Raw genomic sequence first — 13011 nt, forward strand, 5'->3', positions numbered from 1 at the left:
ACCTGTATCACACATCATTAAATTTAATAGAGCCACGATTCTCTTCACCTGGGGCATAATTGTATATTTCTCGCAAAAGATCGGCATATTTGTTATAGATGACCCGTCTGCGCAGTTTAAGTGTAGGCGACAACTCGCCGGTAGCAGCCGACCACTCCTCACATACCAGCCTGAAGCGTTTGATTTGCTCGGTACGCCCCAAAAGTTTATTATAACGATCCACTTCCTTCTGAAAAAGTTTCTGAACATCAGGATGCTGCACCAGTTCCTGGTTATCACGAAAATGAATATGACGGTCGTGTGCCCAGACGTGTAAATACTCGAAGTTCGGTGAAATAAGAGCGCTGGCAAACTTTTCGTTTTCTCCAACCACCATAACCTGTTCGATGAAAAACGATTCTTTCAGAATATTTTCAATGGCTTGCGGGGCTATATATTTACCGCTGGATGTTTTAAACATTTCCTTTTTGCGATCGGTGATCTTCAGAAATTTACCTTTTTCAAAGGTCCCTATATCACCGGTATGCAACCAACCGTCTTTATCAATCACCTCGGCGGTATTCTTCTTGTCTTTGTAATATCCAAGCATCACGCTGGGTCCTTTCACCAGTATCTCGCCATCCTCGTCAATTTTTACTTCAATGTTTTTAAGAGTAGGTCCCACTGTTCCGATCATAAGACTGTCGGGCTCACTAAGGTGATTGGCAGCTATAACCGGCGATGTTTCCGTCATTCCATACCCTTCCATCAGTGGTATCCCGGCTGCAAAAAAGAGCCTGCTCAAACGGGGTTGAAGTGCGGCACCACCTGAAATGATAAATTTTAATTTTCCCCCAAAAGCCTGATGCCACTTTGAAAATACAAGCTTTCGTGCCAACCGGAGACGAAAACCATACCACGGACCATGTTTCCCGTTTGTACGGTAACGCTCGCCCAGTTTAAGCGCCATGAAAAAAATCCTCCGCTTCAGTCCGCGTAAGTCTTCCCCTTTTGATACTATCCGGTCGTATATACGTTCAATTACACGGGGTACCGTAGCAAATGCAGAAACCCTTACTTCTGCGAGGTTTTGTGCTATAGTTCCCAGATTTTCGGCATAATAAATTCCACACCCTTTCCACTGAAAAAGGTAATTGACCATGCGTTCGTAAACGTGACAGAGCGGTAAAAAAACTCAAAATTCTGTCGTTATCATCTATCGGATAAAGATCGAAAACCCCTTCAACGTTGCTGATAATATTCCGGTGCGACAGCATCACTCCCTTGGGAAGCCCTGTAGTACCAGAAGTATAAATAATAGTAAGAAGATCATCGGGTTGAATGGAAGATGAAATCTCTTTAAGCTTATCCTGATATTTTACTTTATTACTAAATCCGGCCCTCGTGATTTCGGTCCAGTGAGGAACATCCTCGTAATAATTAAAAGTGTAAATTCTCTTTAGTTTTCCGATCTTTTTTGCAATTGGCTGAAGTCGCCGGAATGTCTGCAAATCGGAAACAATCAACATTTTTGCATCCGAATGCGAGAGTATGTATTTATATTCATCATCGCCAATAGTGGGATAAACAGGTACGTGAACCACTCCGATAAGGGCCATCCCCATGTCTGCAAAATTCCATTCAGGACGGTTATTTGAAACAGTGGCTATTTTATCTCCTTTCTTAAAACCTAACGCCAATAAGCCATAGGCAAAATTTTTGGCGTTTCTGATATAATCTTCGGAACTGAACTTAACCCAGTTACCGTCTCTTTTAGCTGCCAATATATCAGACTTGTTGTGATTCTGTCTGAGATTATCCAGCAAATCAAATGTTCTGGTTATCCTCATCGCAACAAAATTTAATCTTCAGGGGAGTTAACCTCTACTGGTGAGTTTTTCTTCAATCAGGCGTTCTGCCTTTTCAACAGCAGATGAGAGCCCCTGCACATTTTTCCCTCCGGCACTGGCAAAGAATGGCTGCCCGCCTCCTCCCCCGCTTATTTCACCGGAAATACTTCTTACCAAATCTACGGCATTTAATTTGCCGGCATCAACCAATTCATCCGAAATAATGATTGCAAGCTGGGGTTTTCCCTTTACTTCTGCACCCAAAACAGCAACCATATCTCCACCGATTTCATTCCTGAGTTGGAAGGCAAGGTCTTTTAGATTACCACCAAGTTCGGGCTTCACAACTTCGGTGATCACTTTGACACCATTCAAATCACGGGCACCATCGATAATCCCCTGTTTTTCAATCTTCAGGAGATTTTGCATCATGTTTTCCAACTGCTTTGACAGACTGGAATTTTGACTGATCAGGTTTTCGATGTTTTTACGAAGCTGTCCTTTACTCTTTACCATTGCGGCAATCTCATCAATCAAATCGTTGTGTTCATAGGCAAGTTCTTCAGCTTTAATGCCCGATACCGCTTCAATTCTCCTAATACCGGCCGAAACGGACGATTCGCCAATGATCCTGAAAAACCCTATTTCGCCGGTAGCATCCACGTGGGTTCCACCGCAAAGTTCCACAGATTCACCAAAGCCAATGGTACGAACCACATCACCGTATTTTTCGCCAAAGAGGGCAATGGCACCCATCTCCCGGGCTTTATCAATGGGAACTTCACGGTGCTCTTTCCGTTTAATATTTGCCCGAATATCGGCATTGACCAATTTCTCAATTTGACGGATATCCTCCGGGGAAACCTTTTGAAAATGAGAAAAATCAAATCTCAGATAATCGGGGTGTACCAATGAACCTTTCTGCTCAACATGATTGCCAAGAACTTTCCTTAAAGCCTTGTGCAAAAGGTGGGTGGCAGTATGATTGCAGGCTGCTGAACGCCTTCGGTCCAGGTTCACAACAGCTTGAAAAGTATTTTCAATGGCAGAGGGTAGTTGATTGCTAATATGAATAATGAGATCGTTTTCCTTCTTTGTGTCAAGAATGGCAATTTTTTCATTACTGTTCTGAATAAATCCGGAATCACCAACCTGTCCGCCACTTTCAGCATAGAATGGCGTAATATTAAACACAAGCTGATATTGATCTTTATTCTTTACTTTTACTTTTCGATAACGGGTAATATAAACTTCCGTTTCCTGAAAATCGTATCCCACGAACTCCTCCTCATTGTCGTCTCTCAAAACCACCCAATCGCCCGTCTCTACCGACGCGGCATTGCGGGCACGGGCTTTCTGAGCTTCCATTTCCCTGTCAAACTCCTGACGATTGACAACAAGGCCCTTTTCTGAGAGAATCAGTTCGGTAAGGTCAAGAGGGAAACCATAGGTATCATAAAGCTCAAAGGCCACTTTGCCGCTCACCACTTTGTAGTTATTACCAAGGGTTTGCTCAATAATGTTATCGAGAAGCGTAATTCCTGTTTCAAGGGTTTTCAGAAAAGATTCTTCTTCCTCGTGAATGACCTTATCGATGAGTTCGTGTTGGGCTTTTAATTCGGGATAGGCATCCCCCATCACCTCAATTAAAGCAGGAATAAGTCCGCTCATAAAAGGCCGGCGCACGTTCAGAAAAGTATATCCATATCTCACGGCGCGTCTTAAAATTCGCCGGATAACATAGCCGGCTTTATTATTCGAAGGCAACTGACCATCGGTAATTGAAAAAGCAATGGTACGCAAATGGTCGGCAATCACCCGCATGGCAATATCCGTTTCCTCCGAAGCCCCATATTCGACACCGGTAAAAGCAGCAATCTGCCGTATTATCGGTTGAAAAATATCGGTATCATAGTTCGAACGCTTTCCCTGGAGTACCCGGCACAAACGTTCGAAACCCATCCCTGTGTCCACATGTTTTTGCGGCAGGGCTACCAATTCCCCATTGGCTCGGCGGTTATATTGAATAAATACAAGGTTCCATATCTCAATGACTTCCGGATGGTCTTTATTAACCAGTTCATAACCCGGTTTGCTCTTTCTCTGATGAATGTCACGAAGGTCTATGTGAATTTCTGAACAGGGGCCGCATGGGCCTGTATCTCCCATCTCCCAGAAATTATCTTTCTTGTTTCCGTCAATGATATGCTCTTTCGATAAATATTTTCGCCAGGCCTTTGCTGCTTCTTCATCACGCTTTATATTATCATTTTCATCACCTTCAAAAACGGTAGCATACAGTCTGTCCTTATCAATTCCCAGTTCTTTGGTCAAAAATTCCCATGCCCAGTCAATGGCTTCTTCTTTAAAGTAGTCGCCAAAAGACCAGTTTCCCAACATTTCAAACATAGTATGGTGGTAAGTGTCATGTCCCACTTCATCCAAATCATTATGTTTACCCGATACCCGCAAACATTTTTGCGCATTAGCAACCCGTGGATGCTCAGTTTTTCGGTTACCCAGAAAGATGTCCTTAAACTGATTCATCCCCGCATTTGTAAACATAAGAGTCGGATCATTCTTCACCACCATAGGAGCAGATGCTACAATTATGTGTTGTTTGGATTTGAAAAAATCAAAAAATCTCCTTCGTACCTCTGTTGCTCTCATAAACTGTCAATTGATAAAATCTTCGGAAATAATAACTTTTTACCAAAAAAATTAAACCTTTTTAGTTTTTGTTCGTAAAATACTTGTCAAATTTCACTTTTTTCTCTTTGATCATGGGCCATAATTTTCTAAAAAACAAATATATATAATTACCCAAAAGGAGCAATTATTTAAATCATATAAAAACGGAATTACAAAATACCAATGTAATCCCAGGCCACAAAAATAGATTAAACATCTAACAAATAGGTATTGAAAACATTTTTTTCTATTTTTGGACAACAAAACATTACCGTATGTCAAAAGTAAAGTATAAATACAATCCGGAAACGTTAACTTACGAGCCAATAGAACGAGGCTTCCGCTACAAGCTTCGAAGATTCTTCACCTTCTCTTTATCTTCTGCCGTACTCGGTGTTTTTTACTTCCTTGGGTATTCTTATGTTTTCGACAGTCCACAAGAAAAAAGGCTGGAAAGAGAAAATTCGCGCCTCCAGTCGCAATATGAAATAATGGACAAAAAGCTTCAACAAATCCAGATTGTACTTGACGACATACAACAACGTGATGAAAATATTTACCGGGTAATATACCAGGCCGACTCTATTCCCAACTCCGTAAGACGTGCAGGATTTGGTGGTATGAACAGGTATAAACATCTCGAAAATCTTGATAATGCAGACCTGGTTATCAATACCTCGGAAAAACTGGATGTTATTATGAAACAGCTCTACGTTCAGAGCAAATCATTCGACGAAATCATAGACCTTACGCTGAGAAAAGAAGAAATGTTACGTTGTACGCCTGCCATTCAACCCATTTCCAACAATGACCTGCGACGAACCGCCTCTGGTTTCGGCTGGAGAATAGACCCCATATATAAAGTAAAGAAATTTCATGAAGGAATGGACTTCTCGGCCCCTACCGGGACAGAAATTTATGCTACCGGCGATGGTGTTGTTAAAAGGATTGTCCGGTCGAACGGCGGTTATGGAAACCATATAGAGATTGATCACGGATTTGGTTATTCAACCGTTTATGCCCACATGCACGAATTTAATGTTAAACGCGGACAAAAAGTTAAGCGTGGCGATGTTATCGGATATGTCGGAAACACAGGCAAATCAACCGCACCTCATCTCCATTACGAAGTACGCGTGAAAGGCAGACCGGTAAATCCGGCTCATTATTACTTCCATGATCTGACACCGGAGCAATATGAAAAGATGATTCATATTGCCAGTAACAGCAATCAGACTTTTGACTAAACTGTTGGTAATTTAGCCCGGCTAAATTAGTTCATCAATAAATACTTGCAGTCCACGAAAAAATGAATTATAATTGCAATTGCTGCCCGTAATTTTTCAGGCAGCAATTCTTATTTTTCATCAGTATAAAATTTGTCTAAGTTATTGGTCGAATGGAACTCGTATCGGGTAATCCGCATTCGTTTCAGTATACCTTAAATTCAGCGATAATGCCTTACAAAGAGCCTAAAATAGAAAAGTTGTATTATTCGATAGGGGAAGTGGCAAAAATTTTTGATGTCAACACTTCGCTTATTCGCTTTTGGGAAAAGGAATTTGACATTATTAAACCACACAAAAACAAAAAGGGAAACCGCTTGTTCACCCAAAAAGACATTGATAATTTTCACCTGATCTATCATCTTGTAAAAGAGAGGGGAATGACGCTGAAAGGTGCTCAAAAAAAGCTGAAAGAGAACAAGGAGGGCACCGAGAATAACTTTGAAGTGGTAAAAAGGCTTCAGGACATCAGACAATTGCTTGTGGAAATCAAAGAAAACATTTAGTCTGCGGACATTTATGGTATTGCTGAAAAACATCATTTCCGAGATAGAACAATTTGCTCCCCCGGCTTTTCAGGAAGATTATGACAACTCCGGCCTTCAGACCGGTAACCCGGAGATGGAAATAAACGGTGTACTCATCACGCTCGATGTCACCGAAGAAGTTATAGAAGATGCTGTTGCGCATGGCGATAACCTGATCATTGCCCACCATCCTGTCACTCTGAAAGGAATTAAAAGTTTTACCGGCAAAACGCACCCCGAACGAATATTTATGGAAGCGGTGCGAAAAAACATTGCCATCTATTCGGCACACACGAGCATCGACAGTGTAGAACACGGAGTAAGCGGAATTCTGGCCAAAAAAATCGGGCTTTCCAACGTTGAAGTATTATCTCCCCGCCCGGGATTACTGATAAAGCTGGTTACCTTCGTCCCGGCAGACTATGCCGAAAAAGTACGCGCATCGATTTTTGATGCAGGAGCAGGTGTTATCGGAAATTACGATAGTTGTAGCTATAACCTGGAAGGCAGAGGTTCTTTCAGGGCCGGAGAAAATACAAACCCGTTTGTCGGCGACAAAGGCACTATACATTATGAAAAGGAAGAACGTATTGAAACGATTCTACCGGCACATCTTAAAAACAAAGTTCTAAAGGCTCTTTTTGAGAGTCACCCATACGAAGAAGTTGCCTACGATCTTTATCCACTTGAAAATCAATGGCCACAGGTTGGTTTCGGTGCCATTGGAGATTTAAAAGAACCGCGCACCGAAGAAGAGGTCTTAAAGAAAATCAAGATAAGTACCGGCGCCGAATGCATCAGGCATACAGAACTTTCCGGTAAACCGGTGAAAAGAATAGCCGTTTGCGGAGGTTCCGGAAGTTTTCTTTTAAAAGATGCCATCAGAAAAGGAGCAGATATTTTTGTGAGTTCCGATTTTAAATACCATCAGTATCAGGAAGCAGACAGGAAAATTGTGATTGCTGATATCGGGCATTATGAAAGCGAACAGTTTACTAAAGAAGTTTTTTTTGAGTTACTTACAAAAAAATTCCCTAATTTTGCAGTCCGTTTGACGAAAGTTTCAACCAATCCCATTAAATATTTTTAGCAGCATGGCAAAAATGGATACAAAGACAAATACCGGAGAGATAAGCGTGGAAGAGAAATTGCGCGCCCTGTATAACCTCCAGAAAGTAATGACCGAGATTGATAAAATACGGACGCTTCGAGGGGAACTGCCGCTGGAGGTACAGGATCTGGAAGATGAAGTTGAAGGACTGGAAACCCGGATTCATAATCTTAATGCAGAGATCAAAAACCTCAACAATGCCATTCAGGAAAAAAGAACGGCATTAAGGAAGCCGATCTTCTGATCAAGAAATATGAATCTCAACAGTCAAGTGTTCGTAATAACAGAGAATTTGAATCTCTCAACAAAGAAATTGAATATCAGAACCTCGAAAAAGAGCTGTGCAAAAAACGCATTAGTGAGTTCGAGACCGAGATGAAAGCCAAACAGGAAGCGGTTGCCAACTCACAGGCCTTTCTTGAAGAACGCAAATCGGACCTTGAAAGCAAGAAAAAGGAACTCGACAATATCGTCTCCGACACAAAAGAAGATGAAGAAAAGCTAAAGAAAAAAGCCAAAGACATTGAAAAGGATATTGATGATCGATTGTTAACAGCCTTCAAGCGAATCAGGAAAAATGCTCGAAACGGACTTGCGGTGGTTACGGTTGAACGGGATGCCTGCGGGGGTTGTTTCAACAAAATTCCACCCCAGCGTCAGTTAGACATTCAGTCACGCAAAAAAGTGATTGTTTGCGAATATTGCGGAAGAATTCTTGTTGACAGTGAACTGTAAAAAACATATCATGGCATAAGCACTGCGCAGTAGGTATAGGAATAAAATTGGCTGCATAATAAATAAGCAATAGTCAGTTAAAATAAGCCTAAACGCAGAGACGCAATGACGCAAAGTTATTATTTCAGGAGAGTTGTGGTTTATGCCAATAATTATGTAAACAATTAATTACCAAGTATCTGTAAAAGTTTAACTTAGTATTGAGAAAGGCACTAATTAGTGCAAGACTATTAAGTTGGAAAAGTTTCCTACTTATCATGTGTCTGTTCAGAAAGTGCCAGTTGCAAGGCTTGCGGAGCCGCCAAAAACGAAATTTACTTTTCGTAAATAAGTATTTTGGCGGCAAGCGTAACACAACAAATGGTACTTCAAGGACAGACACTAATTAATCTCACTTTTCGACAATTCCTTAGTTTTCTCACTACCAGCTTCCACCGGCACCGCCACCGCCAAAACTGCCTCCGCCAAAGCCGCCAAAACCGCCTCCTGATCCTCCGCCAAAGGAGCCTGTCCCGGAAGAAAAACTACCCCAGCTTCCCGAATGGCTTCGATGACCGGACCCCAGCATAGACAACAATACCCAAAACGGCAGATCGTGCCCGATGGAGCTGTGCCGGCCTTTTTGTCGCCCAATTGAGGTTAAAAAAATGATGAATAAGATAACAATTATACCCAATCCCCCGAAGAGTCCGCCGGAACTGTCTGTTCTTTCCATATATTTATCAGCCGTATATTCTCCCCGGGTAAGTTCCATTAAAACAGAAACACCCGCTGCAATACCTCCGGCATAATCATTATTCTTAAACCGGGGAATCATTTCCTGGTCTACTATTCTGTTTGCCACTGCATCCGGTACAACGCCTTCCAGCCCGTAGCCCGTGGCTATAAATGCCTGACCTCGCTGTTCAGACGTTTTCGGTTGTACCAGTATCAGAATACCGTTGTCTTTGTCACTTTGACCAATACCCCATTGTTCGGCCAACTGAAAAGCATAGCCGGCGGCATCGTAACCCCCCAGATCACTAATGGTCACCACGGCAATTTGGGTGCTTGTCTGTCTGGCAAAACTTACCAGTTCCTGTTCAAAAGTACTCTCTACAGCAGGATCAAGAACTCCTGCCAGATCGTTTACAAGTCGCGGCGGTTCAGGGCGTTCCGGAAATTCCTGTCCTGCCATTCCCGATACAACCAAAACCAGAAAAATGAATATTGCGGATAAACGTATCATAGATTAGATTATTAGATTTTATTCCCAAAAGAGATTTCGTCCGACAATTCATTGACATCATCGCTTTTCCACGGAAAATGTTCTTTTAATTGCTCACCGGTCATTTTGATACCTTCCGAAAGGCCGCGGGCAAACTCTCCGTTTTTAAAATGGTTGAGCATGGTATCCTTTATATTGTCCCAAAACCCTTCAGGAACTTTGGCATTAATTCCGGCATCGCCAAGGATGGCAAATTTCCGGTCTTTAACAGCAAGATAAAAAAGCACCCCGTTTCGCAGTTTAGTCTTGTGCATTTTCAACTTTTCGAAAATGAAAGCAGCCCGGTCCAACACATCCTCCGGGCAATTCTTTTCAATGTGCACGCGAATCTCACCCGATGTGTTCAACTCTGCCTCTTTTATGGCATTAACAATCCCGGCTTTTTGTTCTTCTGTAAACATATTAATGGCCATGATAGTGATATTTATTGTTAGAACTGTACTTCAGGAACCTCGCTTGCACCTTCTTCTGCCTCGAAATAGGGTCGTGGCTCGAAGTTAAAAATCCCGGCCATTATATTTTGAGGAAATTTCCGGATATACGTGTTGTAGGCTCTGGTAGCCTCATTAAATTTTCTGCGTTCAACAGCAATCCTGTTTTCCGTTCCTTCGAGCTGGGCCTGAAGGTCACGGAAATTCTGATTGGCCTTCAAATCCGGATAACGTTCAACCACCACCATAAGTCTTGACAGAGCAGATGACAATCCTTCCTGTGCTTTCTGAAAATTCTGAAGTGTCTGCTCGTTTAGCTGATCGGCAGACAAATTAATTCCTGTGGCTTTGGAGCGGGCCTCAACTACAGCCTGAAGCGTTTCCTGCTCATGTTCGGCATAGCCTTTCACAGTGTTCACCAGGTTTGGAATAAGATCGGCTCTCCGCTGATAAACATTTTCTACCTGCGACCACTGAGCATCAATATTCTCTTCCAGTTCCACCATCTGGTTATACCCGCAACCGGTAAGTAAAGGAACTGCAATTATTGCCAGAAAAAATAGTTTTAAATTTCTCATAAAATATATGTTAGATGTTAGATATTAGATATTGGACATTATCGGCCAGATACCTGCCCGTAACCAAAACATGTTATTCCGGAGTCTGCCTCAAAAAATTCTTTCCCGGCAGGCTCATTCCTTAACCATCAAAAACAGAACCAATTCACAATTCAATGCCAATCTGTCATTCCAATAGATCGTTAGATTGTTAGATGATGTAATAAAACCAATAACATTCCAATAACCTAATAATTAACAACTTAATAATTCTAACATAGATACGTTTACCACAACAAAGGGTTTGGCAACAAAGATGAGTGCGGTATAAAAAGCATATTTTTGTCAAAATCAAGGCGTTTTAAATTTTAGTACAGGAATTAACCTGCTGTTAATAAGGATGCAAAAATTTAAAACAACACAGAGTTTGGCAACAAAGATGCTTTTAAGACCGGGCTCAAAGATGCTTTTAAGACTACACTTATTTATTCCCCGAAGAAAATATCCATAGCCCGATGAATGTCATCGCACCGTTAAGCATCAATTTTTCATACCCCAAATGAAAGCCAAACCATTCAAAAGAATTAAAATCTAAGATACCTGTACAAACAGGTGCCAATACAGCTATCCAGGGTACTACCCCGTCTCGTACAGTTCTAAGGGTAAACAAACCAAAAGCATATAGTCCCAAAAGCGGGCCGTAAGTATAACCGGCAAGCGTATAGATGACGTCAATTATGCTGTCTTGCCCGATGGCTCTGAAAACTAAAATTACGACACCAACAATGACTGCAAATACCAAATGTACAAGTATTCTTGTGTTTTTTGCAGCTGACGGAGAAAAATTATTAATATCCAGAATATCTACAGTGAATGAGGTAGTCAGCGATGTCAGAGCAGAGTCGGCACTCGACATTGCCGCCCCCATCAACCCAAGGAAGAAAAATACTCCAACAGTTACCGGCAAATAACCACCTGTAGCAACCAGAGGAAAAATATCATCGGCGCGATCAGGCATTTCAATCCCTCTGAACCGCATAAAAACAACCAGCAAAACCCCCAGCGAAAGGAACAAAAGATTTACCGGGATGAATGCGAACCCATAAGAGAGCATATTCTTACGAGCTTCTTTTAGAGTCCGGCAGCTCAGGTTTTTTTGCATCATATCCTGATCAAGACCTGTCATCACTATTGTAATGAAAACCCCCGACAAAAACTGCCTGGTAAAATGTTGAGGAGATCGCCAGTCGTCGAACTCAAACACATCAAAAAATTCACTTTCCCTGATATATCTGAAAAGAGTTGAAGGCCCTGCTCCCATTTCGTTTCCGATATGATAAATGGTGACGATTACCGCCACTACAAAAAGAATGGTTTGCAGCGCATCTGTCCAAATTATGGTTTTTATGCCTCCTCTGAAAGTATAGAACCAAATCAGAAGAATCATAACGGCCACCGTTAAAGCAAACGATACTCCCATTTCGTCAAACAAGGCAATTTGCAGAACCACAGCCATTAAATAGAGTCGCGCCGAAGCACCTGCAATTTTGCTGGTCATGAAAAGTATTGCACCCGACCGGTATGAATTACCTCCAAAACGATCACCCAGATAAGTGTATATCGATGTCAGTTGCAAGCGGTAATACAATGGCAGTAAAACATACGAAATGACGATATAGCCGGCAAAAAAGCCGGCAACCATTTGCATATAAGTAAATCCAACGGATGTAACATAGCCCGGAACCGACACAAAGGTCACCCCCGATAGTGAAGCTCCCACCATTCCAATGGCAACAACCACCCATGGCGACCGGCGATTGCCCAGAAAAAAACTCTCATTATCGGCCTTCCGGCCTGTAACAACCGAAATGGCAATAAGGATAACAAAATAGATACCCAGAAGGGAAAGTATTAGCAAAGGATCCATATAATTCCTAAAAATCAGATTCTACTAAGGTTTTACAAAAAAAACAATTTTATCTGATCTTTACTATAAAAAGAAATTTTTGGAGATTGAGACTGAGACTGAGACTGAGGTTGAGACTGAGGTTGAGGTTGAGGTTGAGAGTGCACCACAGATCCTTGCAAGCAAGCGGCATAGCCGGGCGACACAGATTTATCAATTATCAATTACCAATTACCAATGATCAATTACCAATGATCAATTATCAATGATCAATTAACGAATTAACCAATTAACCAGCAACCAGCAGATTGAGGTTGAGACTAAGGTTGAGGCTAAGATTGAGGTTGAGGTAGAGAGTGCACCACAGATATCACAGATGAACACAGATTATTTCAAGGAACAATGATCAATTAGATAGATGGTTAGAGGTTAGAAGATGAGATTCTTCGCTTCGCTCAGAATGACAGGAGGCCTCTTTTGTCATTCTGAGGAAGTACGACGAAGAATCTTTTCAATGAACAATTGAGATTGAGGCTGAGGCTGAGGCTGAAGTTGAGGTTAAAGGCTGAGACTAGTAATTCACCACAGATATCACAGATTTTTCAATTACCAATTACCAATCAGGGTCTGCTGAATAACACTTAAATAATTAATAATAAATTATTTACATC

At 41.7% G+C, this 13011-nt stretch carries 11 protein-coding genes and 1 pseudogene; 5 read left to right on the top strand and 7 right to left on the bottom strand.

Features of this window, described 5'->3' with window-relative positions:
- Positions 1-7: 7 nt before the first annotated feature.
- The 3 genes and pseudogenes from OQ5_RS24560 to alaS form a co-directional block, all read right to left on the bottom strand.
- A complete protein-coding gene (locus OQ5_RS24560; RefSeq protein WP_255297483.1) occupies positions 8-1141 on the bottom strand; it encodes an AMP-dependent synthetase/ligase in 1134 nt (377 codons plus the stop codon).
- 88 nt (positions 1142-1229) lie between these two features.
- Positions 1230-1829, bottom strand: a pseudogene (locus OQ5_RS24565) (AMP-binding protein); the annotation flags it as partial.
- 27 nt (positions 1830-1856) lie between these two features.
- The gene (gene alaS / locus OQ5_RS0110345; RefSeq protein WP_026055233.1) at positions 1857-4499 is read right to left on the bottom strand and encodes an alanine--tRNA ligase; all 2643 of its coding nucleotides are present in this window, start codon (positions 4497-4499) and stop codon (positions 1857-1859) included.
- Between the two features lie 296 nt (positions 4500-4795).
- On the opposite strand from alaS, the gene OQ5_RS0110350 reads away from it, so the two are divergent.
- The 5 genes from OQ5_RS0110350 to OQ5_RS24575 all read left to right on the top strand — a co-directional run bounded on the left by OQ5_RS0110350 (position 4796) and on the right by OQ5_RS24575 (position 8179).
- Complete coding sequence (locus tag OQ5_RS0110350; protein ID WP_016777432.1) at positions 4796-5767, top strand: M23 family metallopeptidase; 972 nt, start codon at positions 4796-4798, stop codon at positions 5765-5767.
- A gap of 152 nt (positions 5768-5919) precedes the next feature.
- A complete protein-coding gene (locus OQ5_RS0110355) occupies positions 5920-6312 on the top strand; it encodes a MerR family transcriptional regulator (RefSeq protein WP_016777433.1) in 393 nt (130 codons plus the stop codon).
- A 13-nt stretch (positions 6313-6325) separates the two neighbouring features.
- Positions 6326-7423: a Nif3-like dinuclear metal center hexameric protein gene (locus tag OQ5_RS0110360; RefSeq protein ID WP_016777434.1), complete on the top strand. Its 1098-nt coding sequence runs from the start codon at positions 6326-6328 to the stop codon at positions 7421-7423.
- Positions 7424-7436: 13 nt separating this feature from the next.
- Positions 7437-7688 (top strand): hypothetical protein, encoded by a 252-nt coding sequence (locus OQ5_RS24570; protein ID WP_255297484.1) that lies wholly within the window; start codon positions 7437-7439, stop codon positions 7686-7688.
- A 131-nt stretch (positions 7689-7819) separates the two neighbouring features.
- On the top strand, positions 7820-8179 hold the full coding sequence (locus OQ5_RS24575; RefSeq protein WP_255297485.1) for a zinc ribbon domain-containing protein: 360 nt from the start codon (positions 7820-7822) through the stop codon (positions 8177-8179).
- A gap of 421 nt (positions 8180-8600) precedes the next feature.
- Here the strand turns inward: OQ5_RS24575 and OQ5_RS0110370 are convergent, their stop codons facing one another.
- From OQ5_RS0110370 to OQ5_RS0110390, 4 genes are all read right to left on the bottom strand, one after another.
- On the bottom strand, positions 8601-9407 hold the full coding sequence (locus OQ5_RS0110370; RefSeq protein WP_016777435.1) for a TPM domain-containing protein: 807 nt from the start codon (positions 9405-9407) through the stop codon (positions 8601-8603).
- Positions 9408-9418: 11 nt separating this feature from the next.
- Complete coding sequence (locus OQ5_RS0110375; RefSeq protein WP_016777436.1) at positions 9419-9859, bottom strand: TPM domain-containing protein; 441 nt, start codon at positions 9857-9859, stop codon at positions 9419-9421.
- Positions 9860-9876: 17 nt separating this feature from the next.
- Entirely contained in the window at positions 9877-10455 is a 579-nt protein-coding gene (locus OQ5_RS0110380) for a LemA family protein (protein ID WP_016777437.1), read from the bottom strand.
- Positions 10456-10915: 460 nt separating this feature from the next.
- Positions 10916-12361, bottom strand: a complete 1446-nt coding sequence (locus OQ5_RS0110390) for a sodium:solute symporter (RefSeq protein ID WP_016777438.1) — start codon at positions 12359-12361, stop codon at positions 10916-10918.
- Between the last annotated feature and the right edge of the window lie 650 nt (positions 12362-13011).

Source organism: Anaerophaga thermohalophila str. Valhall, assembly GCF_000250735.1.
Taxonomy (GTDB): Bacteria; Bacteroidota; Bacteroidia; order Bacteroidales; family Marinilabiliaceae; genus Anaerophaga; species Anaerophaga thermohalophila_A.